At 29.6% G+C, this 26,602-nt stretch carries 29 protein-coding genes; 8 read left to right on the top strand and 21 right to left on the bottom strand.

Features of this window, described 5'->3' with window-relative positions; all coding sequences use genetic code 11:
* The first annotated feature begins 153 nt into the window (after positions 1-153).
* Together CD121_RS06785 and CD121_RS12405 are read left to right on the top strand one after the other, a co-directional pair.
* Positions 154-771: a DUF1361 domain-containing protein gene (locus CD121_RS06785; protein ID WP_029056448.1), complete on the top strand. Its 618-nt coding sequence runs from the start codon at positions 154-156 to the stop codon at positions 769-771.
* On the top strand, positions 768-1,046 hold the full coding sequence (locus tag CD121_RS12405) for a hypothetical protein (protein WP_070452534.1): 279 nt from the start codon (positions 768-770) through the stop codon (positions 1,044-1,046). The genes CD121_RS06785 and CD121_RS12405 overlap by 4 nt, the downstream gene beginning before the upstream one ends.
* A 71-nt stretch (positions 1,047-1,117) precedes the next feature.
* On the opposite strand, the gene CD121_RS06795 is transcribed toward CD121_RS12405, so the two are convergent.
* The 6 genes from CD121_RS06795 to CD121_RS06820 all read right to left on the bottom strand — a co-directional run bounded on the left by CD121_RS06795 (position 1,118) and on the right by CD121_RS06820 (position 7,735).
* On the bottom strand, positions 1,118-2,491 hold the full coding sequence (locus CD121_RS06795; protein ID WP_126567679.1) for a cryptochrome/photolyase family protein: 1,374 nt from the start codon (positions 2,489-2,491) through the stop codon (positions 1,118-1,120).
* Positions 2,492-2,713: 222 nt separating this feature from the next.
* The gene (locus CD121_RS06800) at positions 2,714-4,270 is read right to left on the bottom strand and encodes an SLC13 family permease (RefSeq protein WP_126567680.1); all 1,557 of its coding nucleotides are present in this window, start codon (positions 4,268-4,270) and stop codon (positions 2,714-2,716) included.
* Between the two features lie 181 nt (positions 4,271-4,451).
* Positions 4,452-5,399 (bottom strand): malate dehydrogenase, encoded by a 948-nt coding sequence (gene mdh / locus CD121_RS06805; RefSeq protein WP_126567681.1) that lies wholly within the window; start codon positions 5,397-5,399, stop codon positions 4,452-4,454.
* Positions 5,400-5,500: 101 nt separating this feature from the next.
* Positions 5,501-5,809: a hypothetical protein gene (locus CD121_RS06810; RefSeq protein ID WP_017638397.1), complete on the bottom strand. Its 309-nt coding sequence runs from the start codon at positions 5,807-5,809 to the stop codon at positions 5,501-5,503.
* Positions 5,810-5,836: 27 nt separating this feature from the next.
* The gene (locus CD121_RS06815) at positions 5,837-6,745 is read right to left on the bottom strand and encodes an aldo/keto reductase (RefSeq protein ID WP_017638398.1); all 909 of its coding nucleotides are present in this window, start codon (positions 6,743-6,745) and stop codon (positions 5,837-5,839) included.
* 63 nt (positions 6,746-6,808) lie between these two features.
* Positions 6,809-7,735, bottom strand: coding sequence for a CobW family GTP-binding protein (locus CD121_RS06820; protein WP_017638399.1), 927 nt, complete (start codon positions 7,733-7,735; stop codon positions 6,809-6,811).
* Positions 7,736-7,959: 224 nt separating this feature from the next.
* On the opposite strand from CD121_RS06820, the gene mgrA reads away from it, so the two are divergent.
* Positions 7,960-8,403 (top strand): global transcriptional regulator MgrA, encoded by a 444-nt coding sequence (mgrA, locus tag CD121_RS06825; RefSeq protein WP_017638400.1) that lies wholly within the window; start codon positions 7,960-7,962, stop codon positions 8,401-8,403.
* Between the two features lie 133 nt (positions 8,404-8,536).
* Here the strand turns inward: mgrA and cydC are convergent, their stop codons facing one another.
* On the bottom strand, positions 8,537-10,216 hold the full coding sequence (gene cydC / locus CD121_RS06830; RefSeq protein WP_126567682.1) for a thiol reductant ABC exporter subunit CydC: 1,680 nt from the start codon (positions 10,214-10,216) through the stop codon (positions 8,537-8,539).
* Positions 10,213-11,850 carry an ABC transporter ATP-binding protein/permease gene (locus CD121_RS06835; protein ID WP_126567683.1) on the bottom strand — a complete coding sequence of 546 codons (1,638 nt, stop codon included), beginning with the start codon at positions 11,848-11,850 and terminating at the stop codon, positions 10,213-10,215. The genes cydC and CD121_RS06835 overlap by 4 nt, the downstream gene beginning before the upstream one ends.
* A gap of 218 nt (positions 11,851-12,068) precedes the next feature.
* On the opposite strand from CD121_RS06835, the gene CD121_RS06840 reads away from it, so the two are divergent.
* From CD121_RS06840 to CD121_RS06855, 4 genes are all read left to right on the top strand, one after another.
* Complete coding sequence (locus CD121_RS06840; protein WP_126567684.1) at positions 12,069-12,941, top strand: undecaprenyl-diphosphate phosphatase; 873 nt, start codon at positions 12,069-12,071, stop codon at positions 12,939-12,941.
* 223 nt (positions 12,942-13,164) lie between these two features.
* Positions 13,165-13,848, top strand: a complete 684-nt coding sequence (locus CD121_RS06845) for a hypothetical protein (RefSeq protein WP_017638404.1) — start codon at positions 13,165-13,167, stop codon at positions 13,846-13,848.
* 6 nt (positions 13,849-13,854) lie between these two features.
* Complete coding sequence (locus tag CD121_RS06850; protein WP_046466432.1) at positions 13,855-14,301, top strand: YaiI/YqxD family protein; 447 nt, start codon at positions 13,855-13,857, stop codon at positions 14,299-14,301.
* Positions 14,302-14,313: 12 nt separating this feature from the next.
* Positions 14,314-14,880: an LOG family protein gene (locus tag CD121_RS06855; protein ID WP_017638406.1), complete on the top strand. Its 567-nt coding sequence runs from the start codon at positions 14,314-14,316 to the stop codon at positions 14,878-14,880.
* Between the two features lie 72 nt (positions 14,881-14,952).
* Here the strand turns inward: CD121_RS06855 and CD121_RS06860 are convergent, their stop codons facing one another.
* The 4 genes from CD121_RS06860 to CD121_RS06875 all read right to left on the bottom strand — a co-directional run bounded on the left by CD121_RS06860 (position 14,953) and on the right by CD121_RS06875 (position 16,966).
* Positions 14,953-15,498, bottom strand: coding sequence for a GNAT family N-acetyltransferase (locus tag CD121_RS06860; protein WP_017638407.1), 546 nt, complete (start codon positions 15,496-15,498; stop codon positions 14,953-14,955).
* A gap of 116 nt (positions 15,499-15,614) precedes the next feature.
* Entirely contained in the window at positions 15,615-15,911 is a 297-nt protein-coding gene (locus tag CD121_RS06865) for a hypothetical protein (protein WP_017638408.1), read from the bottom strand.
* 251 nt (positions 15,912-16,162) lie between these two features.
* Positions 16,163-16,453: an SA0632 family lipoprotein gene (locus CD121_RS06870; RefSeq protein WP_017638409.1), complete on the bottom strand. Its 291-nt coding sequence runs from the start codon at positions 16,451-16,453 to the stop codon at positions 16,163-16,165.
* 69 nt (positions 16,454-16,522) lie between these two features.
* Positions 16,523-16,966, bottom strand: a complete 444-nt coding sequence (locus CD121_RS06875) for a GNAT family N-acetyltransferase (protein WP_126567685.1) — start codon at positions 16,964-16,966, stop codon at positions 16,523-16,525.
* A gap of 128 nt (positions 16,967-17,094) precedes the next feature.
* On the opposite strand from CD121_RS06875, the gene CD121_RS06880 reads away from it, so the two are divergent.
* Positions 17,095-17,784 (top strand): DUF1129 family protein, encoded by a 690-nt coding sequence (locus CD121_RS06880; protein ID WP_017638411.1) that lies wholly within the window; start codon positions 17,095-17,097, stop codon positions 17,782-17,784.
* Positions 17,785-17,893: 109 nt separating this feature from the next.
* On the opposite strand, the gene CD121_RS06885 is transcribed toward CD121_RS06880, so the two are convergent.
* The 9 genes from CD121_RS06885 to CD121_RS06925 all read right to left on the bottom strand — a co-directional run bounded on the left by CD121_RS06885 (position 17,894) and on the right by CD121_RS06925 (position 26,453).
* A complete protein-coding gene (locus CD121_RS06885; protein ID WP_126567686.1) occupies positions 17,894-18,382 on the bottom strand; it encodes a DUF456 domain-containing protein in 489 nt (162 codons plus the stop codon).
* 6 nt (positions 18,383-18,388) lie between these two features.
* Entirely contained in the window at positions 18,389-19,597 is a 1,209-nt protein-coding gene (locus CD121_RS06890) for a sugar efflux transporter (protein ID WP_017638413.1), read from the bottom strand.
* 41 nt (positions 19,598-19,638) lie between these two features.
* Positions 19,639-20,493 (bottom strand): LysR family transcriptional regulator, encoded by an 855-nt coding sequence (locus CD121_RS06895; RefSeq protein ID WP_126567687.1) that lies wholly within the window; start codon positions 20,491-20,493, stop codon positions 19,639-19,641.
* Positions 20,494-20,577: 84 nt separating this feature from the next.
* Positions 20,578-21,183: a ribonuclease FAU-1 family protein gene (locus CD121_RS06900; protein ID WP_017638415.1), complete on the bottom strand. Its 606-nt coding sequence runs from the start codon at positions 21,181-21,183 to the stop codon at positions 20,578-20,580.
* A 302-nt stretch (positions 21,184-21,485) separates the two neighbouring features.
* A complete protein-coding gene (locus CD121_RS06905) occupies positions 21,486-21,965 on the bottom strand; it encodes a cupin domain-containing protein (RefSeq protein WP_017638416.1) in 480 nt (159 codons plus the stop codon).
* Positions 21,965-22,681 (bottom strand): YebC/PmpR family DNA-binding transcriptional regulator, encoded by a 717-nt coding sequence (locus CD121_RS06910; protein WP_026083539.1) that lies wholly within the window; start codon positions 22,679-22,681, stop codon positions 21,965-21,967. Before CD121_RS06910 ends, CD121_RS06905 begins: the two co-directional genes overlap by 1 nt.
* Positions 22,682-22,871: 190 nt before the next feature.
* Positions 22,872-23,231: a transcriptional regulator, SarA/Rot family gene (locus CD121_RS06915; protein ID WP_046466428.1), complete on the bottom strand. Its 360-nt coding sequence runs from the start codon at positions 23,229-23,231 to the stop codon at positions 22,872-22,874.
* Between the two features lie 112 nt (positions 23,232-23,343).
* A complete protein-coding gene (locus CD121_RS06920) occupies positions 23,344-25,527 on the bottom strand; it encodes a helix-turn-helix domain-containing protein (protein ID WP_126567688.1) in 2,184 nt (727 codons plus the stop codon).
* 281 nt (positions 25,528-25,808) lie between these two features.
* On the bottom strand, positions 25,809-26,453 hold the full coding sequence (locus tag CD121_RS06925; protein WP_017637229.1) for a Bax inhibitor-1/YccA family protein: 645 nt from the start codon (positions 26,451-26,453) through the stop codon (positions 25,809-25,811).
* Between the last annotated feature and the right edge of the window lie 149 nt (positions 26,454-26,602).

A 26,602-nucleotide genomic window follows, 5' to 3' on the forward strand; every position in this document is an offset into this window, starting at 1 on the left:
TATTTTACTATAATAAATATTTAACTTTCATACTCTTTTAGTTGATTACTGTTGCTCATAGCGATATTATTAAAACTCAAATATTTTTTACGCTTTAAAAGAAAAAATATTAAATCAAATTTCAAAAACGATGTTATGAAAGTAGTGTTTATCATGCAACCTCGATATATAGCAAGAATCTATTTTATCATTCTATTTACTATATCCTTGTTCGAAACAAAAATATTCAACTTTATGACTTTAAATTTATTTTTAGCATATATTCCATTTGAATTGTGTTTATTATTAAAGTTATTTAAACCAATGAAAAAATTTGAATGGCCATTATTTGTCATATTTGGAATGATCTTTTTATTACTTGTTCCAAATACCTTTTACATGATTACTGATTTAATTCATTTAAACCAATTTCAATTCAACTTCTTAATTGGATTAAACTTAAAAGAATGGATTTTCTTTACTTATTTAATGCTAGGTGTCTTTTTAGCAATGTATGTTATGATATTGATTTTCATGGAAATCTTACATTTTACAACACATATTTGGTTGAACCGAGCATTAGTTATTATTCTTATGTTTTTAAATGGTTTAGGCATTTACATGGGTCGTTTTTTAAGAATTCATACTGTTTATTTAATCAATGAACCCCTTAAAATCTTTTACGAAGTTATAAGTGTGTTTAATCTTAAAACATTTATATTTGTATTATTAATGGTCATCATGCAATCAGCAATCATTTTATTTGTAAAAGGAGTTCGACTACAAAAATGATTTTTAACTTACTTATCTTATTGGCAATTATTGTAATTATGCAGCTCATTATCGGACATTTTATTCACGATATTGGGTTTAGCTATGCTAAAAGTATTATTTTAATGTTTTTACCTCTCGGAATAGGATTGTTTATTTTACAAGTTTTTTATTATGAACGACGTTTTCCTAATTGGAATGTTCCATTAGGCGTTAAATTACGGTTAAAATATATGTATATTTTAACGTTTTTCGAATATGTAGCAGTGTACGTTTGCTTATTTTGGCTTAAATAAAATCTCATGGTTGTTAATAGTAATGACATTTTGAATATTGCACTTCAAAATACTACTATTAACAACTTTTTTTATGACAATGACTTGAATAATGACATTACTCGCTCGCGGCTATCGTTATGATTCACCATTTGTTTAGGGTAATCTTGACCTAATTCAATCCCTTGCTGCTTCAATTTCTTTTGATTTTTCTTGGTATCATGCAATAACTTTGCATCGACATCATTAAAAACGGGTAACCATCTTTTTATATATAATGCTTTAGAATCAAAACGTTCACTCTGTCTCATCGGATTAAACATTCTGAAATATGGCACGGCATCTGTACCAGTTGATGCAGACCATTGCCATCCATGAACATTAGACGCACTATCATAATCAATCAGTTTATCTTTAAAATATGCTTCTCCCCATGTCCAATCTATTAATAAATCTTTAGTTAAAAATTGAGAGGTTACCATTCTCATTCTATTATGCATATAACCAGTTTGATTGAGTTCTTCCATTGCAGCATCAATAATTGGAAAACCTGTTTCTCCATTTTTCCATTTTGTAAATTGATGTTCATTATTTACCCAATCAATGTGTTGGTATTTTTCTTTAAATGCTACATTTGCAGTTTCTGGATATTGCGTCATTAATACATAATAAAACTCTCTAAAAATTAACTCTCTTATAAAAGCTTCATAATTTGATTCATCCATGTCATAACCTTGTAGTAAATCATTAAATACTTGAATAATATCAATAAGACCATATGCCAAAGCAATGCTAAGTTGACTGGTCAATACTTCAGGAAGATATTCTCTATTTGAGTCATAATTTTGAATATCATGTTCTAAAAAACTTTGCCATTGTTGCTGAACGTCTTTTTCTGATAATCCTCTATCTTCAACATCCAATTTCAATTTCTTTTCAGACGTTGATGTTTTATTGGCTATATCTTTTAATTTGTATTGATCTATTTTTCTTTGCATGACGTATGGGCGCCATTTTTTATAAAAACTTGTAAACACTTTATATGGTTCGCCTTGATTATTAAATGTTTTCTTCGGATTAAAATAATGTTGTACTCTTATGGGTTGGACTACAATTGAAGCTTTATTGAAATGTTGTTTTTGATGAGGATAGTCATATTCTTCTTTATGATAACTCATAATATCACTAGCCATAACAACCTTATCCAACTCTTGTGACTCACAAAATTCAATTAATTGATCGTAATCAATCATATTTACTGAAATATGATTGTTATGTAATTCATTTACAAATTTCTTTAAGGTTCCTTTATAAAATGTCTCTTTTAATTGTGAATGATCTCCAAATTGCTCTACAGGAATGATAAACACACATGATTCAATATCATCTAAACACTGATAAATATACGCTAATAATGGATTATGATTTATTCTAAAAACTCGATTTAATACAACACCTATTTTCATTCTATTGTTACCACCTATTATTTTTTATAGTTTGTTTAATACCCTACTATGAGTTTAATTAATACATTTAAAAATAATAAATATATGCTGCAATCAATAATAATGAAGTAAATAAAAATCCAAATATTAAAATAAGCTTGAGAACAATAGTTGCTCTCAAGCTCTTATAAATCATAGCTCTGATATTTCCCAAGAAATAAAACAAAACCTATAGCTATATTTTTATACTAAACCTAACCATTTCCAGTAAGTTAAACTGAAAATAATAACAAGAATGTATCCAACAATAGTTAATGGAATACCTGATTTCAAGAAATCTTTAACAGTAAATGTGTCAGTTCCGTATGCAAGCATGTTTTGAGGCGCACTTACTGGTAATAAGAATCCAAAACTAATAACAAATTGTTGTATTAATACAAATCCAATAGATTGATCTCCTAAATGTAACGTAGATGTTAGTGAAATAAAGACAGGAATCAATGCAGAAGATAAACTAGTAGCACTCGCAAATCCTAAGTGTATTAAAATATTAAATAATGTAATGAGTGCTATTGTCGCAATAATTGGTAATCCTTTAAGTCCCATCAACCCGAATGTTTGGTCACTTAACCATTGTGCGGCACCTGTTTTTAACAATACATTACCTAATGAAATACCAACACCAAATACAATAATTGTGCCCCAAGGTATTTTCTTTTCTACGCCTTTCCAAGTAATTACACCAACTTTAGGCATCAACATAATACCTAATGCTATTAATGTAATTGAAGCAGAATCAATAGGATGTAATACCTTTTCAGTTGACCAAAATAGTAATAATAAAACTGAAATAATAATTAAACGCCATTCACGAGGTTTTACAGGACCTAATTGATTTAATTCTTCTTTAATTAGCGCTTTCCCACCCTCAATAGATTCTCGTTCTGGCGGCATGACTTTTATCATAATAAAATAAAGGGCAATAGACATTAGTATTGACCATGGTGCAGCATATAAGAACCATTCGCCCCATGAAACGTCATGGCCTAAATTTTGGTTAATAAAATTAATTGCAACAATATTTTGTGCTGCAGCTGTTTTAATACCTATATTCCAAATCGAAACAGCTTGAACAGATGTAATAATTAAAAGTGAAGCAAGTTTACTTTCTTTTGATACTTTAAATGCTGCGATCATACCTAATAATATAGGTACTACAGCTCCTGCTCTTGCAGTTGCAGAAGGAACAAAAAATGCTAGTACTATGGAAACAAGAATAGCACCAATAACAATGTTCTTTGTTTTATTTCCAACAATAGATAATACTAATAATGCTAAACGTTTGTGTAATTTCGTTTCTTGCATAGCAGCTGCTAAAAATAATGCTGCTGCAACTAAGGCTACTGCAGATGTAGAGAAACCACTAAACGCTTGTGTTAAAGCATTATTAGTCCCTAACATCTCACTACCTTTTATAATAGCGTCACCATTTTTTGGATTACCTAATTGTTCTGATAAGTTTTGAACTGGACTAAACCCAAGTAACAGTATGATTAAACCTAAAATTAACGTCGCTGAAACAGGGTAAGACACCGCTTCTGTCACCCACATAATTACTGCAAATGCTAAAATAGCTAAAGCCATTTTAGCCATAATAGGCAACCCAGCTGGTGTAGGTAAAAGTATAATGGCAATTAATATAACAAAGCTTACAATTATCCATATAGGCTTATAGCCTTTTTTCTCTTTCTTACCTGGTTGGTTATGAACATTCTGGGAGGATTGTTTTGCTTTAGACATGTGCACCTACTCCTTATTATCATTATCTTGTTACTATAAATTATATCAAGAAAACGCTTTATCCAATATAACCAATTACAAAAGACACATAATACTCAATTTTCAAAATAAATATTATACAACTAACTAAACTACACTCAATTAAATATTTTAATCTATGTTAAATTTAATTGGAAATGAATTATTTTAGTTTGTATTTAAGCGTTTCTTTAACCTTTTCCACTGATAATGCTGATTTATCCAATTGTTCACGTTCAGAATTACTTAAATTCAACTCAACGATATTTTCCACACCATTTCTTCCTAATTTCACAGGTAATCCTAAACAAATATCGTCATATCCATATTTACCTTGAGCATACGTAATTGCTGCTAATATACGATGCTTATCTTTCAATATTGTTTCAACCATTTCATAAACCGCTGCAGCAGGAGCATAATAAGCTGAACCATTTCCTAACAATTGAACTATTTCAGCACCGCCTTTGCGTGTTCTATCAACAATCTGTTCTATTATATTTTGTTCTAATAATTCAGCTATTGGAATGCCATTGACTTGAGTAGAATTGATTAATGGCACCATTGTATCGCCATGTCCACCTAATACTAAGCCTTGTACGTCTTCAACAGACACATCAAGTTCTTTGGCAATGAATGTTTGATAACGCGCACTATCTAATACACCGGATTGTCCTAATACTTTATTTTTAGAAAATCCAGAAGCAACTAATGCAGAGTATGTCATAGCATCTACAGGATTAGTTAATACTATGATAATGGCATTCGGTGAATATTTAGCTATTTGTTGTGCACTAAGGTGAACAATATCTTCATTAGTTTGTATTAAATCATCTCTACTCATTCCTGGTTTTCTAGCAATTCCTGCAGTTATGACTACAACATCTGAATCTTGTATTTCAGAATAATCAGCAGTTCCTTTAATTTCTACATTAAAATTAAATATTGGAGCACTTTCTAGTGTATCTAACGCTTTACCTTTAACCACATTTTCAGACTGTGGTCTATCAACAACAACTATGTCAGCGCTTTCATTTTGAGCCAAAATAAAAGCCAATGTAGAGCCAGTTTGCCCTGCACCAATAATCGAAACCTTATTTCGTTTATTCATCCTGCACACTCCCCAATCATTAAATATTAAAAAATAAAACTCTGATATTTCAATATTATTATAACATTGAAATATCAGAGTTTTTTAGTTGTATGTGTAATTTATTTTTTAATTTGACCAAAAATTTCATGATTTATACCAAAAACATATAACAGCGTAAAGAATGCTGCTCCGCTTAATATAGTTAACACAAGCGTTAATATGAGTGTACGTTTAAAGTGACGTATAAATGCAATAAAAAGTAGTCCTAAATTATACGCAAATAACAATCCGAATAAGGTCATTGTCACTAATATCTCGGGATAAAAAATATTGCATAATAGTACAATGACTGCAAATATTAAATAAGGAATCATAATTAAATTACGTTCAAATTTAAGTTGTTTCTGTCGTTTATCTTCATTATTCATTCTTTATAAATCCTTCCTAACATTTAATTATAAAATATCTCGACCTAATGCCGCAGTGTATATATCAAACCACTCTTGATCAGTTAATTCAACATTTAATCCAGCAGTAGCTGCATCAATTTTTTCAATAGATCGTGTTCCTAATATTGGCATCACCTCATTAGGATGTCTAATTAACCAAGCTATCATAATAGCAGAAACGTTCACTTGATATTTATTTGCTAAAGGTTCAATGACTGACATGAGGCGTCTACTTTTATCGTCAGAAGTATCAAACAGCTTACCTCCCGCAAAAGGACTCCAAGCCATCACTTTAACTTGATTTTGATACATTTTATCCATTACACCATTATGTAGTATATCTGTTTGATATGGTGACAATTCAAGTTGATTGATACTAATGTGCAACTTATCATGATTAAGACTTTGTTTTAATAAATCATATTGCGTTTCATTAAAGTTAGATACTCCAAATGATTTAATTTTACCTTCATTAACCAATTCTTTTAGAGCATCTGTAATTTCATCGGGATTCATTAATGGTGACGGTCTATGAATCAATAAACTATCTAAATAATCTACATTTAATCGTTCTAATGAATGATTTACTGACTTAATAATGTGTTGGTGGCTATGATCATATCGGTGTCCATCTGTAAATGTTTGAGTTTCAGATGGTAAAACAATACCGCATTTTGAAACAATTTGTATTTGTTCACGCAATTGTGGTGATAATTTTAATGCTTTACCAAAAAGCGTTTCATTTTGATAATCGCCATAAATATCTGCATGATCCATAGTTGTAATACCACGTTCTACAAGTTGATTAATAAAACGATTTAATGCTTGATCTGATAGTTGCCATTCATTAGCCCGCCAAAATCCTTGCACAATTTTTGAAAAATGAACATATTGGTTAATTTGTGTTCTTTCCATTATAATCACGACCCTTATTTTTTATAATGTATTCACTTCAGTTAGGAACAGTTGAAATTTAAATTAAGTAAATTGTAACATATCCAATTTATTTCTGAGTCGATTTACATCTATATGTTCCCCTATAATCACTATCGTTAATGGCATTTCTTTAGCTATAGCCCCAAAGTCTGGCAAACCATATGAATATTGAAACTCAATTGTTTCATTAGGATTGTCTCTAAATTTTAAATAACCTTTTAATCTCAATACATTTTTCGGTAATTGCATAATAAATTGGTAAAATAATTGTCGGTCAATAGGACTAGTAAACGTATATTTCATACTAATAATACCGTGATGATGGTGATGTTGATGAAGTTTTGTTGTTTTATCTGTTTGGTTTCGAAGTTGACTGATGTCAAACTTTCCATAAGTAGTCAAAATATGCGGTGCACTCGGATTAATTTTATTTATTTCGTTCTCTATTTTATTTATTTCTTCAGAATCAACGCAATCCATTTTGTTAATGACTAATAAATCACTCATTTCAAGTTGCTCTTCCATTAACGTTTGTGTGGAACTAGTGTAATCATTCCTATTTAAAAATCTTTCAACATCCACTACACTTATAATTTGTGGCATGTCTATATTATCAACTATGGTTGGATCTTGACATGCAGCAAAGATTTCGATAGGATTAGCGACTCCTGTTGCTTCTATAATAATATGATTACAATCATCTTTTTGAATTAAAGATTGAATTTGATTAATTAAATCAGTTTTTAAGTCACAACACACACAACCATTAATAATTGATCGTACTTCTATATTTGAATCTAAATTTTGACTATCTACATCAAATGAGCCAAATTCATTCATAATCACTTTAATTTTCTCATCAATTTTTAATAATTCACTAATATAATGTGTCAGTAACGTAGTTTTACCACTACCTAAAAAACCGCTTATGATAGAAATTGATATTTTTCTAGATTTATTATTTTTCATTGTAAAATTCCTTTTCTATTACAAGTATTTTTAAAAATGATAACATAAATATTTAATTATCTTTTTGCTTGATTTAACGATAGATATCTTCTAAACTTTAAACATACTTTAATTTTAGCATGACATTGAATCACAGTGTGTTGTGAATTATATTCCGCACAACATAGACGGATTCCAATCCGAATAGAGAGAAAAACGGATAGAATGTCTGGAGGAGAACTTTAATGTCTGATCAACATAATTTAAAAGAGCAACTATGCTTTAGTTTGTATAATGCACAAAGACAAGTAAATCGCTACTATTCAAACAAAGTCTTTAAAAAGTACAATTTAACTTACCCACAATTCCTTGTATTAACAATTTTATGGGATGAATCTCCCGTAAATGTTAAAAAGGTTGTGACTGAACTAGCACTTGATACTGGTACAGTATCCCCACTATTAAAACGAATGGAACAAGTTGATTTAATCAAACGTGAACGTTCCGAAGTCGATCAACGTGAAGTATTTATTCACTTGACTGATAAAAGCGAAAAAATTAGACCCGAACTTAGCAATGCTTCTGAAAAAGTTGCAACTGCTTCATCATTATCACTTGAAGAAGTGGATGAACTTAACCGTCTTTTAGGTAAAGTCATTGATGCATTTAATGAAGCTAAAGATAATTAATTAAGCTTTTGTCATGGTAATTTAAAGTTAAAGGTTAGAATCAAACACTTTCAAAGTATAAAAATGCTCTAAAGTACATCTCAGTGCTTTAGAGCATTTTTATTTTTCTAGAAACTATCAATCACATTTTTACTCATTGGTTCAATTGAGTTATTTTATATAAATATCCTTTATTTTGGATAAGTGAATGATAACTACCTGCTTCTTTGATTTCACCGTCTATCATAATTAAAATTTTATCAAAATATGGTAATAAACGTAAATCATGCGTAGCAACAATTAATGTTTTAGCTTGTTTATCAATTAATGTCATCAATTGATCCGTATGATCAGTATCTAGACCAGTAGTTGGCTCATCTAAAATCCAAATATTAGTTTGATTTCTTAATAATAAACGTGCCATGCTTAATCGTTGAATTTCTCCGCCTGATAAAGTATCTCCATCCATTGTTATTTCCTGATTTAAAGCTAAATGGCTCAAATTTAACGCTTTTAACGTATGCCGCATATCATCTTCATCACAATCTGTCAATAAATTATCTTTGATGGTTCCGTCGAATAATTGTTGTGATTGTAGTAATGCATTGATTTGATGATATTTTTCTTCCTCTTTAATTTGAAATACCTCTGTTTGATTTAACATTACCTGTCCGCTGCTTACTTGATATAATCCTAACAAAACATGTAATAGCGTACTCTTACCGCTACCAGATGGACCGATAATAGCGACACGTTCACCTTCTTTAATATGAAATGAAACATGATTCAATACTGATAGTTCTTGATTGTCATATTTAAATGTTACATCTTTTACTTCATATAAATCATGTTCATTAGTTTTGTCTAAATCTGTATATAGATGTTCTTTGGATATATCATCGTTTTGAATAACTTCATTAATTTCTGATAACGATTGATCTGTATCTGCTTTATAAAAAGCTACATTACTCATTGGTACAGCTTGTTCAAACAAAGTTAATATCATTAATACAATACTGGTTAAATATACAACATCTAAAGAGTGTGTATGGACTTGAATAGCGCCCAAAACTAATGTAGCAAAAATTGATACCATAGCAATGATATTTAGTAAATAATCATAAACAGTTAAAAATCCCTGTTCTTTACTTTGCAATGCATCATATTGTTGTAAATGTTGTAATACATCATTCTTATAATCTTCGTCCTTATTAAAGCGTTGTAATTCTTGAAATCCTTCACGATAATCAAAAAATCTTGTTAAAAATTGTCTTTGTTGGTGTGATACTACTGTCTTCAATTTACGTGCCCTTTTAGCACTTAAAAATGGAACAAGCCATAATGTCAATATCATACTCGCTGCAATTAATATTGCATGTGCTGGGGAGATGAATAAATACACTGCTATCGTTATCAATGCAGTTATTCCTATGACAATAGGCGGATAATAAACTCTTAAGTATATGTTTTGTAATGCTTCTACTCTACTTACCATACGTGAAATTAAATCGCTAGAATTATATTTTCGATAAACATCTGGTACTACTCTAACCAGTCCTTTAAAGAATTGTGTTCTTACATTTCTTAACATAGTAAAGGTCGTACGATGAGAATATAATCTTTCATAATATCGAGATATCGCTCTTAAAAAACCAAATAGTTTAACCGAAACAACTAACACCATTAAAGCATATAATGGAGCTCCTAACGCACTTTCAGTAACCATATATCCACTTAGAAAGAACATCGCTAAAGCAACTAAACTCCCCACGACACCTATAGCTATTGCTATTACTAAATCTTTATCAATTTTAAATTGAATTCGTGACTTCATGATTCATCACCATTTTCTTTAACATTAACTGAAATATTTTTATCATCTTTAATAATCTCACCATCATGTATATATAAACGTCGTGTTGCTTGTCTAATTGTGGAGTCTCTATGAGCAATTATAAGTTGCGTCGTTGCTTTAAATTGATGATGCATCACGCTTTGAATCACTTGTTCCGTTTCTATATCTAAACCAGTTGCTGGTTCATCAAGTATGACTAAGTCTGGTTCCATTACAAGTAAACGACACAATTCAATTCTTCTCATCTGCCCACCAGATAACATTTCTCCACCATCACCAATTAGCGTATGGATTCCATTTTTTAATGATTGTACCTTTTCTTTTAATTGCACTTGCTCTAATGCTTCTAAAATAATATCTTCACTAACGTCATTAAACATTGAAATATTATCTTTAATTGAGGCAGTAAAAATGTATGGACGTTGACTTAAAATACCTATTTGCATTTGATCATATTTATATGAGACATGACCTTCTGTAGGTTTAAGAGATTGACTTATTAATTTAGCAAAAGTCGTTTTACCTGCCCCACTTGGTCCAACTAATGCGATGTGTTCATGTTCATTAATATCGAGAGTGACACGATTAATTGAGAAGTCATTCCCCTTTTCATTACTATATTTAAACATGACATTGCTTAAGCTTATAAGTGGGGATTGGTTTGTATGATAATAATTTATAAGTACACCATTTTCTGATGTACTTTCTAAATATTCAAATACAACATCACTTGCACCTTCACTTTGTTTGCCCGTATGAAACGCTTGTCCTAAATCCTTAATGGCATTATAAAATTCTGGAGCTAAAATAATAGCGATTGCTGCTGTTTTAAAATCAATCGTATGAAAAACAACGAGACTCAGTGCTGCTTCTAATGCTACAAGTCCAATTCCTAATAAGCTGATAAACTCTAACATTAAACTTGATAAAAATGCACTTCTCAAAATTTTCATTGTTAAATCTCTAAAATGTGTACTATCTTCATAGATTTTATTTTCTGTTTGTTTTGTTTGGTTAAATAATTTCAAAGTGATTAACCCTTGTGTCATATTGAGAAATCGTTGTCCAAATTGATTTAAATAAGTCATTTGATCCTTAGATTCATCACGAGTTTTCAACCCAAATATAATATAAAATAATGGAATGAATGGTGCAGTTATGATCATTATCAATGCTGTGTTTAAATGAACAAAGCACATCGCAATCATAATAGCTAAAGGAATCATCATTGACTTAAATACTTGCGGCAAGTAACTTTGATAAAATGGCGCAATACCATTTATTGTCTCTGTTAAAAGTGTCATTTCCTCACCAACTGATTGTGTTGATTGGTGGTGAATCACTCGTTGACGCAAGTCATGTTTAACTTTAATAGATAAACGGTTACCTAATAATTGATTACAAAAATTCAAAGTTGCACGTATCATCAATACTACAAAAATAAAACTGAGTATAATCATTGGCGATTGTTTTACTTTAAATAACATTATATTTAAAAAGTCTGCTATTGCTATATTCTGTAAAACTACAAATAATGCTAACAATATACATACTATTAGCATTAATGCAGGATAAATTTTATACTTAAATACTAATTGCATTAATTTTTTCACTAGATATTCACCTGATTTTTATTATAATCTCTATATTAAAGATTGAAAGATTAATGTACAACGATAGTGCTTTTGACAATTATATGACGACAAATCTTTCTCATACTTTGGTCTAGTGTTATTACTATTTGTAGCGTGCTTTGAAATGAGTATGCTATTATTATATGGTGAATTTGAAATAGTCAAAAAAACATTTAATATATGAAAGTAGGTACATTATGTTATTACTTGAATTAATCAAGGGGCTTATTTTAGGTATCGTAGAAGGTCTAACTGAATTTGCTCCTGTTTCCTCTACAGGACATATGATTCTTGTTGATGATATGTGGTTAAAGTCCACTAAATTTTTAGGTGAGCAATCAGCTTTCACCTTTAAAGTTGTTATTCAATTAGGTTCTATATTTGCGGCAGCATGGGTGTTCAGAGAACGTTTCTTTGAAATATTACATATTGGGAAACATCAACCTGAGCAACAAGCGACTACTGGACGTCGTTCAAAACCAAAAAGATTGAATTTGATGCATGTTTTAGTAGGTATGATTCCAGCCGGTATTTTAGGTTTCTTATTTGATGATGTCATTGAAAAATATTTATTTAGTGTACCAACAGTTATGATTGGTCTTTTCCTAGGTGCAATCTACATGATTATCGCTGATAAGTATTCTGAAAAAGTAACTCATCCACAAACTGTAGATCAAATTAATTATTTCCAAGCATTCGTTATTGGTATTTCTCAAGCCATTGCTATGTGGCCAGGGTTCAGTCGTTCTGGTTCAACGATTTCAACTGGTGTCTTAATGAAAATGAACCATAAAGCGGCATCTGACTTCACATTTATCATGTCAGTACCAATCATGCTTGCAGCAAGCGGATTATCTTTATTAAAACATTATGAATATATTCATTTAGCGCATATTCCATTTTATTTATTAGGTTTCTTAGCTGCATTTATTGTAGGTTTAATAGCAATTAAAACATTCTTACATCTTATTAATAAAATCAAATTAGTACCGTTTGCAATTTATCGAATTATATTAGTAGTTGTCATAGCTATCCTTTATTTCGGTTTTGGTATAGGTAAAGGTATCTAATTAAACATTTTTAAGACTAATTACCGTTGAGAACAAGTTACTTTTCTCAACGGTTTTTTCTTACTTAACATTAATAAATAATACAATGTTAATTTTAAATCACGCCCTTTAACAAAATTATCTTTCAAACCAAATTTCGTACATTATTTTTACCAACAGTAGTTTATTTTCATGTATCATAGGGTATGGATAAAAATAGTAAAAATTAATGGAGGCAACGAGTATGGACAAAAAGAAACTCATAAAAACAGCAATTAATGTTTTACCTATCATCATCGTTCCGTTAGTCGTAGAACGTAAAAAAATAAAAGATCATCCTGATGTTAAAAAAGCGACTGATGCTACATCTAGAGCAGCATCTAAAACAACATCTGCTATTTCTAACAAGACTTCTGACGTTAAGACATACGTTGGTGACAAGAAACAAGAATTTGATAATAAACGTGAATTGAAAAAAATCGCTAAAGAAAATGACCCAGCTTATATTGAGAAAAAAGGCGAAAAATTAGCGAAGCAAAATCGCAAAGAAGCAGACAAAATGGATAAAAAGCTTCAAAAAAATATTGAAAAACGTCACAAAGAAGAAGATAAACAACGTGAAGAAAACGAAAAACAACGTATTAAAGATATGAAGAAAACTCAAAAATACGAAGAAAAAGTAGGATTAACACCAGGTAAGCTTGATGAAAAAACTGAGAAAAAAGGCGAAAAGTTAGAAAAAGAAAATCGTAAAGAAGCTAAAAAGATGGAGAAAAAGCTTCAAAAACAAATCGAAAAACGCCATAAAGAAGAAGATAAACTACGTGAAGAAGCCGACAAATCTAGAAAAAAAGAATTTAAAAAATATAAAGATTACACAGCTAAAAGTGTAGTTAAACAAAATAAAGAAAATAATAATGAGGCTTAATCTTTCATGACACGCATTATTATTGACGGAGATGCTTGTCCAGTTGTTAATTCAGTGATTGATTTAACACAAGGGACAGGCATTTTTGTTACAATTATACGTAGTTTTAGTCACTTCTCAAATCAAATTGAACCTAAACATGTAAATACTGTCTATGTGGATGATGGTCCTGAATCGGTAGACTATAAAATTGTCCAATTATCATCTTCAGAAGATATCGTTATTACACAAGATTATGGTCTAGCTAGTCTATTACTCAACAAAGTAAAGTATGTCATGCACCATAAAGGATTTATATTTAATAATGATAATATTCAACAATTGCTAGACCAACGTTATATTAATGCTCAAATTCGTAAGCAAGGAGGCAGACATAAAGGACCTCCCCCATTTACGAAACAGGATAAACAACACTTTGAACAACAATTTAATAAGCTTTTACATCAACTTTAATGGAGGTACATAATGAAGAAAATTGCAGTTTATTGTGGCGCAAGCAAAGGAAAAGATGACACATACGTTAAAGAAGCATATGAACTAGGTAAATATATGGCTGAAAAAGGTTACGAATTAGTTTTCGGAGCTGGATCTGTGGGTATTATGGGCGCTATTCAAGATGGCGTTTTAGACCATGGTGGTAAAGCTATTGGTGTAATGCCAAAAATGCTTGATGAAAAAGAAATTACTAGCCAAAAAGTAAGTGAACTTATTTTAGTGGATTCAATGCATGAAAGAAAAAATAAAATGACTGAGCTTGCTGATGCTTTTGTTATGGCTCCGGGTGGTGCCGGCTCACTAGAAGAATTCTTTGAAATGTATAGTTGGGCTCAAATTGGTATTCATCAAAAACCAATTGGCGTATACAATATCAATGGTTTCTTTGAACCATTACAAGGGTTAATCGATCATATGATTAAAGAAGGATTTATTGATGAAAAATATCGTCAACTCGCTCCACTCTTCGATACTAAAGAAGCGTTACTTGAAGGTTTACTCAATTATAAACCTTTAGGCGTTCGTACTTATGATTAAATAATTTCTGTTAAAACCAAAATACCCCACTAGAATTTATTCAAAAAATAATTTCGAGTGGGGTTATTTCAATTATTTATCTAAATCAATCACATATCTCACATGTCTTTTCAAAGGATGATACTTACTCAAGTTAGGGAATTCAAAATGATCATAAAATGACATTCCTATTTTTTCCATGACTTTTCTTGAAGGTAGGTTTGTTTCAGCAGTAAAACTATAGACTTTAGAAATGTCTTTTTCTTTAGCAAATTTAAGTACCGCTTCTGCACCTTCAGTGGCAATACCATTTCCCCAAACTTCAGGAATCAAACGCCACCCTATTTCATAAAGTGGTAATTCTTTAAATGGATACTCACTATCTTTAGGAATATAATTTAATCCTATAAAGCCAAGCCATTCATTCGTTTCTTTCAGCTCTACTGAGAATAGACCAATACCATAATCTTTAATAATTTGGTCCATTTTTTTCATATCTAATTCAGAACGACGATAACTCAATAAACTTGGGAAGTATCTTCTGACTTGTGGGTTAGCATTCATTTTTTGAAAAGGTAATAAGTCTTTTTCTTCCCAATCTCGTAATTTCAAGCGCTCAGTTTCAATATAAACAACCATTTTTTACACTCCATTACTACGTAAATACATCATTATATACATTTTATAATAAAATTAACGCGCTATGAAACAGTAAGATTCACATCGCGCTATAATTCGTTTATTAAAATTTTGATTTAGCTTTTAGTTATATAACTGATAAGTTCAATATTAACTGGAATTTCTTTTAAATGATCACGTTGATTTTTTGGTGCTGTAAATGTAGCATCAATAAAATCATTCTGATGATCTAAGTGATATGTTGCAACAAATGTATCTGTATCTGATTCAAAATTAGGCAAGTGCGCAATTACACGTTTAATTTCACCTGTAGAATCAACAACATGTCTACCTGTAATATTTTCTAATTCTCTACCTAATTCTGGTAGCGTTAGCGCTTTTCCCTCTAAAATACTAAAATCCTGTTCATGCATGGCTCTTCTCTCCTCTTCACATTTTTGAAAATGATGACAATAATCATATTAATCTTTATAGTTTATTTTTATTATATATATTTATCCATTACTATACCCATTTTTTTCGTATATCAAACTTTACGTTCAAGACGATATTAAGTTGATATTTTAATCATATCATATTCTATTCTGTTGAAGATGATGCTTTTGATTAGATTTATTGCTGGTTCTGTTCTGATTTAAAATTTGTTACTTCTTTAATGTTGTTCTTAATTAGAAGATGTTTTATTCTTCTCGCTTTTATTAGTATCCTTATCATCACTATTATCAGAACTAGTTGATTGACTTGAAGCAGAGTTATCAACTTCTTTTTGTAATTTATCTTGTTTATCTTTTAAATCGTCTTTTTGTTTATTTAACTTTTTCTTTTGTGATTTTAATGATTTGTTTTCTTTTTCTAATTTATCTACACTCTTTTCTAATGTCGCTTTCTCCTGACTTTTGCCACATGCGGATAACATTAGCGTTGCAGATAAAAATAATACAATCCACTTTTTCATGTTAAACTCCTTTAAAAACAGTTATAAATATAATTCATTTTATCATGAAATAATAATTTAATCATTTTTCTACTTTAAATCTTTCTTCATTTTAATATGTGTATCTTCATAGCCTATTTGGTGATTCAAGTTTAACATAGCTTGATTTTTCGTATTTATTGTACTTTGTATTGTTTGGGCTCCTTCTTTCATGGCCCAATCTTCTATTGCTAACTTTAATTGTCGTGCAAAACCTTGACGCCGATATTTAGGATATACAAACAATAATTCAATTGTCACAACCTTAGTTTGTTTTTCAAAATGCCCCCAAATTAATGCTTGTAGTTCTTGATTATCTTCAATTATTAATATCATATCTTGGCAATGCCGTAATCTAGCATTAATCATTTCAATTCTTAATGCAATCGATGTACTTGTTGCTTTATAATTTGCTTCTTGAGATTCTAATAATTTTTCGTGTATCGTTGCTACCTCGTTAATTAACTTTTGATTACTCAAATTCAACTGTCTCATCATTTACTCCTGTATTTCATATTATAATCATTGTATTTCTATGGTATGATTAAGCATAATAAAATTATCAATTTAATGTATTGGTAAGTCTTACTTAAAATTATTTTTAAAGGAGCGCTTATGCACTCATGAAGTCTACAGCTCAATTAGCTAAAGAGAATAATGTGAAGTCTTTACGTTTAAATAATACGGATAGAGAAATTTTTGAAAACTACATGATATATATTCGTTCTGATTTAAGTGTAAACCCACATGATTCAGAAGTGATGTTGAATCGCATATTAAAACACTTAATCAGTGCAGAAGGTAAAGGTATGTTAGCTATGGAATTCTTTAACCATAATCCTAAAATGCATGCCAAAAAGCAATTAAAAGAACTTCCAAATGAAACAGTAAAGAATATCTTTAAATATATTTATCAACATTTCGTATTACTAATTGGTATTTTCTGTTTCTTAAAAGGGTTTATAGGTTTCTTTATTGGTGGAGATAGTAACTATCTTTATCTATATACATTTCCTATTACAGTGATAGTTGGCTTATTTATCATTTTCTTATTTATATGGATGATATTTAAAACGATTCAGTTACAATGCTTTAATAATTCAAATTGGGTATGGTTATTAACTTATGCCGTAATTGCGCTATTAATTGTCGCATTGTTTTATGTATTTTTTATACCTCAATCCTTTTTAGCATTTGGTCCTTATATCAATGTTAGTAATTGGTCATTTATTATTATTTCCGCCATTATCACACCTATTTCATTTTATATTGATCATCACTATTTTAATAAAAATTCAAATACGATTATGTAATGTTCACGAATTGATGGCCACATTTTCTAATTGAATTTAACATCTTTGAAATAAATAAGAAGGCAATTTCTACTAATAATTATAGAAATTGCCTTCTTATTTATTCTCACTAATTTAATATAAAAACATCTACAATAAACCATATCACCATAATAAACATCACAATAGCTTGAGCAATTGTACTGGCTAAAAACGCAATAATCGATCCACAGCTTACTTTAATCGCTTTTTTCAAATCATACCCTTGTATTAACTCGATAATAATTACAAGTACAAACGGTACAATGATAATACCAAATGGCGGAACTACAAAGCATCCAATGATCACGCCAATAATAGCCCCATATTCACCAAATTTAGATCCACCATATTTTCCAACAAAGTATTTATTCATTAGAAAATCAGCTAAGAATATCAAAATGGTAAAAATAACCATTGCGATATAGAACACCCAAGATAACCTTCCGTTGTGAAATCCAAATTGATAAATAAGAAAACCTACCCATAAGACTAAAACTGAAGGAATGACCGGTTTAACTAAACCGACAAAAGCTAAAATAAATGCAATTGTAATTAAACTCCATAATAATACCGTCATTATTAACTACTCCATATCTGATATAGTAATTTTTTGATCTTTCGTTAAAAAGATTAATATAATCCCTAAGAACAATGATCCTGCTGACACATAGAAAACATTTTCCAAGCCAACCCATCCACTCATCATACCACCTAATAAGTTACCACATAACTGCCCAATAACCATTGCGTTGGCAAATAATGTTGAAGCATAACCTGGGAAATCCGGTAAAATATCTTGGAAGTAGCTTATGCCAATTCCTAATAATATAGCTAAGAAAAAGGCTAAAAATAATTGACCAATCAACATCATATAGAAATTTTTAAATAAACTAATACTAAAATAGAAAGCCCCGCCGAATATACCACCATAAATAAGTAACGTACGTGTTGGGAGTTTTGTAGATAATACGCCTAAAACGACCATAAAAGGTACTTCTAAACCTGCACATAAACTTGCTAAATAACCAACGTAGCCTTCCTTTTCGTGAAGATAATCAGTTACGAATAAAGGCATGTTCATTGTATACATCCATTGTCCAATATGTAATAAAATAAAAGCTAAAAACGGGATCAATAGTGTCTTATCTTTGAACATATTAGGCGCTACCTTCTCAACGTGTTGTTGCTGAGTAATAGGTTGTTTGATGTTTAAATTTTTATAGAAGAACACTTGTAAAATTAATGTAAATAAAATAATAGAAACTGTTCCGCCAAATAAACCTGAGTAACCATTCAATTCAATTAGTTGCGCGCCAATAAATGGACCAAATAAGAAGCCTAGTGAGAACATTGAACGTAATACTGTATTAGCAAATTTAGCATTTTTACGCGAACTTGAAACGTTAATAGATTCTCTCGCAGATGCATAAAGTTGTGGCATTGCCGGAGCGAATAAACCTTGGAATAAAGCATAAAGGATTATAAATAATAAGATATCTTTTACAAAGAAATAAATGGAAAAGCTAATTGCTCCCATCATTAATGCTGTAATTATAAGATATTTTCTATTTATGTTATGAGTATCTGAAAATCTTGCAATAATCGAATTAACTGTAAATTGGCTTATAGCTGCTAATGCTAGTAACACACCATACTGTTTGGTGGTCATACCTAAATCCTTTGTCGCAAACAAAACAAGGTAGGGTACTGTTACAGCGATACCCATACCTAATAACAACATGTTCAAAACAAACAACTTATAATTCTTTATATATAGTAATTCTTTAAACATATGACTAACCTCTATTCATTATATGAATCAACTCATCTTATTTAACGTATAAAGTTCAACATTAAATTAACAAATGAATCTACTTGTGGTAACTGTAACATGCTTTGATCATAACTCATATAAGTCGAACGAATAAGTGGATCATTATCAATCGTCACTTTTTCAAATCCAAACATATTTTTATCAATATTTTTCATCATTATTTCAGGTAATATAGTTACACCCACACCACTAATTAGCATTTCTTTACAAGTGGCAACTTGGTCAACGGTAATGGTCGCATGATAGTCTTGTTCTAAATTATCGTTATACCATTGTTTAATTTGATTTATATAAATTGGGTCAGCTTGAAATTCTATAAAAGGCAACTTTCCAACCTCTTCACGTCTATCTTTAGGATAGATAAAATAATGATCGTCATTAAATAAGTGTGTGTTGGATAAATTCATGACTTTGTTTCCTCTAGTAATCATGACGTGATAGTCTCTATGATTTGCCTTAATTTGTTCAGTAGACCCAACTTGTACCTGAATTTCAACATTAGGAAATTGAGTATTATATAAGCTTAATACTTCTGGTAATAGTGTTTGACCTATTAAAGAAGAACAACCAATAGAGATCGTTCCGTTAACTTCCCCAATATGCGCCTGCATTTTATCAAAGAATAAACGCTCTCTCTTTAACATATCGCGTGCATGTTCAATAATCATTGCACCTTCAGTTGTTGTTATGAGTTGCTTTTTCGTTCTAATAAAAACGTCTACACCAAATGAACTTTCAATTGCTTTTACCCGTTGTGTGACAGCTGGCTGTGAAATATATAATATTTCTGCTGCTTTACGTAATGTTTTTGTTTCGTCTAATGTTATTAATAAACGATAATCATCAATTTTCATAGTGTCCCCCTAAAATATACCGTTTCCGTAAAATCCTATAATCAATGATGTTTGTTATATTTATTTTGTTTGAGAAAATCATTCTTATTTTTTATCGTGTTGTTTAACTCGCTGTGGCTTTTTATTTTTAAATGGATGATTGTGTTTATTTTTCTTATATTTTTGATTTATTTTGTGATAACATTTCATAACTTTACTTTGAACATCATCAAAGTTTTCAACTATTTCAATCATTAATTGATGTGCAATAATATATGCTTCATGATATTGTTTTTGGCTAATTTGCCCATTTTGTAATGCAAATAATAAATCATCTTCATCAACTAACTCGTATGAACCATCAGGTAATACCAATACATCTAAGCATAAATCTAGAGTACGTGCATTTCCTTTTTGAGTAATATTTTTAATATTGATATCAAAATAGTATTCTAATGGATTCCCCTTATCATCAAACATAACGGTTAAACTATATCTCTTTTTTTCCGGTAATATTTGTAACCATTTATAATTATCATCTGCGACTATTATATTTTGACCAACTACCGTCACCTCTAAAGGTTCACGTACTTTCTTCATCGTGACCAAGCCTATAATACCTTTAAATCTATTATTATTAACTTTAACCTCTGTATATTCTCTCTCGATCAGGCGACGCCAGTGACGTTTGTCTATATATTTTACTTTCACAGTCACCAACTCCTTGTTTTCATTATATAAAAATGGTTCTATTATGTCATCATATGCTAAATTAGGTCATATTTTCGTGAATTCATTTAACTATATTCTACTACATATCGAGAAAATTTACTTTAAAACGACTAAATTACTATGATTTAATTTAATATGAATCCTAATATATATAATGATTACACATAAATATCAATTTTACATTATTCATATTTACAATATTTTGTTAATTAAAAGTATAAAAAAAGATACCTATGTGAACTAATCTATTTCACATAGGTATGCTGAATGCAATTATTTAATTATTTATGTTTTAATGCATATTTATCTATTACAGTTTGATGTTCAGGATACATTTGATTTAATTCATTTCTTTCAAACAACTCAAATTGTTCATATTCAAATGCCGGCTGACACATACAACCTACTAAACAAAATCCTTCATCATGTTCAAGTGAAGATGCGAATATTGTTCTTTTTGGAACTGTATATTGCATTACCTCACCATCTTCTATATTAGGTCCTAACTGCACAGATTCATATTTACCATCAGGTGTAATCATATGAATCGTTAATGATTGACCATCATGATAATACCAAACCTCATCTGCATCTATACGATGGAAATGTGAAATATCATTGGGTGTTAACAAAAAGTATATACTGCTAAATGCAGCTCTATTTGTCTCTGTTGATGGTTGACGTATACTTTCTTTGAAATAACCACCTTCTGGATGAGGGGTTAAATTCAACGAATCAATCCAATACTGTGCGTTTTTCATTATTTTAAATCCACATTATGGAATACATTTTGAACATCTTCCAAGTCTTCCAATGCATCTACAAGTTTTTCAAAAGTTTCTTGGTCTTCTGGTGATAATTCAATATCTGTTTGAGGTAACATTTCAAACTCAGCAACTTTGAAATCTTCAACACCAGATTGACGTAATGCATCTTGAACTTGAGCAAATTGATCTGGTTCCGCATAAACAATTGTTAAACCATCATCATCAATGACATCTCTAACATCAACATCTTGTTCCATTAATTCTTCTAATACTTCGTCTGCTGATTTACCTTCAATACCGAAAGTAGCAGTATGGTCAAACATATATGCTACTGATCCAGATACACCCATATTACCGCCATTTTTACCAAAAGCAGCTCGTACGTCTGAAGCAGTTCTATTCACATTATTTGTAAGCGCATCAACAATAATCATTGAACCACTAGGACCAAAACCTTCATATCTTAACTGATCATAGTTTTCTTCTCCAGCACCTTTAGCTTTATCTATTGCTTTATCAATGATGTGATTAGGTACTGAATATGTTTTAGCACGTTCTAATACTAAACGTAAGGCTTGGTTAGATTCAGGATTGGGTTCACCTGATTTAGCTGCCACATATATTTCTTTACCGAATTTGGCATATATTCTACTTGTATTTTTATCTTTTTGAGCCTTTTTTTCTTTAATATTATTCCACTTACGTCCCATTATGGTCATCTCGCTTTCATTCTCTATAATTAACATTCTATATTATACATGATTTTTAGTCGTTAATATACCTCTTACATTGTATCAATATATCATTAAGAATAAACCTCACCGTTCATAAAGTAAAAAGTAAAATAAAGCATAAAAAAATTAGCTCCTATCAATTAGGAACTAACTTATATGTAGAATTCTAAATATTTAAATATTCTTCAACATCATCGAATAAAGCATTAAATTCTTTCATGTTGTCTTGGTTCATATATAAATATATTTTTCTTTCATCTTCTGTCGATCTGACTTTATTTAACTTACCTTTTTCAATCAGTTTACGAATTGATACTAATAATTTAGTTCTACTCAATTCTAATTCTGAAATAGCAATTTTTAAAAATGTTTGCATTAACATTTGATCTTTTTGACAATTTTTTTCTGCCAAGTCTAGTACTGCTAAATCATTAAGAGTCAATTTATATTTTTGATCTATATATTCAGACAATGCTTTATATTGTTTATAAAATTCAAATAACTTTTCTAACTTTTCTTTATTCAAAAGACTTGCACCCCCAAATATAAACAGACAACATATAACAACATTATCCTAAATATCTAAAAATCTGTCTTTCCTATTTGTTTTTAATCTGTTGTCAAAATTACCGATAAATTTAAATTGAGTTGTGCAATGTCTTTTTCACTTTATATTCTTCCTTGAAAATTGTAATCATATAAAATGAATTATAGCCTAAGTTAATTTCTAGTGAACATTGGGTAAAATCATGTTCAATAATTTCAATTTTAGGTTTAAAGTAGTAATCAACTGTATCTAAAAATTGACTCGTCCATTCATACTTATTTCTTAAATCTTTTGAAATTAAATGATTAAGATTGCCGCTATAACTATTTATCTTTCCTATGAAAATTAAATGGTTTTTATATGTTGGCATTTCATTGAAACTGATATATACATTGCTATCTCCGTACTCTTCGTCAGCAGATTCATTTTCGATGACTCTCCAATCATATAAATACAATACATATCGATCTTCTAACTCTACTTTCTTATAGTAGCTCGCATCTACAAAATCTCGATTAAACAAAATAGATATTTCATTAAATATTAATCCAAATGTCGTCTTAAAACCTTTTGCATCAAATAAATGCAATGCATTAAAATGATTGGGATTATGAAATAGATTGAAACCTAAACCTGTAAAAGATTCTGTTAAGGACGATATTGTTTCAATGATTAAAGGAGCACTATTACTTAAATCATTATGCTTATCATTAATTAACTGATGATTTTCTACATTTAATAAAAACATCTTCTCTTTCACAAAATCAACTTCATTTATTATTGCCTTTAGATTTTTTATTTGAATTTCATTTTTTAATAATAATCTTTCATTTCCCTCTGTTAAGTAAGAGGTAGTTAGTTTCGCATTATCAATAAATAGATATTCAAATTTTAGTCTTTTAATTTGAGATTCTATTGCTTTAAGCATCACTGGATCATCTATTAAACATGATATATCTAAACCGATGACATGATTAATATTTAAATTCTGTAACTTAATAATATCTTTATAGATTTCACGAATTTCTTTATCATTCAAATTAAAGACTGAAATAACTTCGTATGGGTAAGGTATGTCTTGCTTACTATTCTTAAGTTTGAGTTGCGCATCACTAAAACAAACACCTATACTATCGATAACTTTATAACTATCAATATTAAAAGCAACTCTCAGTCCTTTTTTGATAATAATTTCTACAATATTTCGTTTGTCTTCATATGTCATTTCATTATAAATCTCTGTAAGAGTAGGCACGATATAAAAAATAACTTCTGTTCTTGAAAATTCAAATTTATCTAACTTGTTATAAAGGAATGTATATTTTAATTCTTCTATCGTTTGAATTTGAATCACGCTTTGAAACGATTTAGCTTTCTTTATCTTTCCTTCATCTAATTGTATATCTTCATATTTTTCGATCTTATGTTGTTCTACTAATTTTTCAATATAAGGTTTTAAAGATTCTGAATCTTCATCAGTATCTATATTTATCTTAAACATAATATTCTTATCATATTTTGAAAGTTTTCGATAATCGTTAGGTGTCACACCTAAGTACCCTTTGAACATTTTTGAAAATGTTGACATACTACTAAATCCTAAAATGTCACTAATATGACTAATCGTTTTATTAGTTGTTAGTAATAACTCAATTGATTTGTTAATTTTCAGAGTATCAACATATCTTTTGAAGCCCATACCTATTAATTGATGAAACTGGGAAGAAATATTTGATTTTGATGTGAAAAGTTCAGTAGAAATATCTTTTAATGTCAGTCTTTGTTCAATATGGTTATCTATATATTCTAATTCTTCTTTCAAATCATTATAATACGTATAATTATATTGATCGATTGCTATACTCTTATCAACTTTTGCTTCTGTACCTATAATCTGAACTATTTTAGTCGTTAATTCGTCAAGTACCTCTCGATAGTCTTCATTAATATTTCTAAGTACTAACTGTAAAACTAAGTCTTTAAGTTTATTAGAAGATTTAATCAAATTGGCTGTATATTGAAAATCAAAAAATGAAAAATTTTGTTCAGCGAACCAATCACTGGTTAAATAAAGCATAATCACTTTGCCATTAGTATTTAAACTAAATACATCAGCATTGTTAATAATATAGATCTCGTTATTAATCGTCTTTTGTTTACGAAATTTTTGAATATGCATATCACCTTCTATTGGCCAAAATAAAATAATACCATCCTGGCACCTTGTCGTTGGATATGCGACATTAGAAAGTATACGCAAGTAAGAATTTGGCATAACTCTCCCTCTCTTTTCTAGTAAAACCAATACATCTTCTAAACTTAATTATTATTCTAAATTCTTAATCTAAACAATTTAACGCAATTATAACATGCAGACAAAAAATATACTTGTTTATATATCTATAAATAATTAAGTAATAAAGCAATATAAATATATTTAATAAAAAAAGATGTGACGTTTATTTCCTTATAACTCTTATTAAAGAATAAAAAGGAATAATTTTGAATCAAAACAATGAATATCACGTCAACATCTTTGTCTTAAATGGTATTTTTTTATCGAAATCGATTTGCCAATCTTAATATATCTTTAATGATATTTAATAAGTTAATAAACAAATTGAAACCCATTTCCCTTGGAGAGAATTGTCCTCGTTTCATTCTATTAAAATCATAAAGTGTATATAGTAGAAATAATAATAAGCTTACTACTGTAATAACTGTGTGAAAAATTGGATTATGAATGAATATTCCGATAATACTTGCAATAATAAGCGCTAATAATGTGACAAATAAATAACGTCCCATACTAGAAGCATCATTAATTAGAAAGAAACCAACAATACCAAAGGCAATAAATGCACCAATTGCTAATATAATATTCTTATAAAATACGTCTGGACCAAGGTTTTGTAAATAACTTGTGAACATGGCATATGATAAAAGACCTAATATAACAGCATATATATGAGAAATGACAATGCCATACTTACGTGCACGTTGGAATACTAAAGTGATTAACACTAAGACCATTAAGGCTAAAGATAAAGGTCTTCTCCATTCCATTGGTAAGTATTGTCCGAAATAACATCCTATTCCGAAGATAATCCAATAATACATAAAGAATAGCCATACTTTTGCATATGCATGTGACCGTTGTTTATCTTTTGTTTTACTTGTGTGCTGTGTAGTTTGTGACATATGGTTTTGCTCCTTCATGTAATGTTTAAATTAATGCGTTGATTTTACATTTATAAATTATCTTTAAAACGCGACAATAACTAAATCGATAGAATTAGTCAACATTCTATACTAATTATACACTTTGTTACAATTTATCAAACTTCTAT

The organism is Staphylococcus pasteuri (genome assembly GCF_003970495.1).
Lineage (GTDB): Bacteria > Bacillota > Bacilli > Staphylococcales > Staphylococcaceae > Staphylococcus > Staphylococcus pasteuri.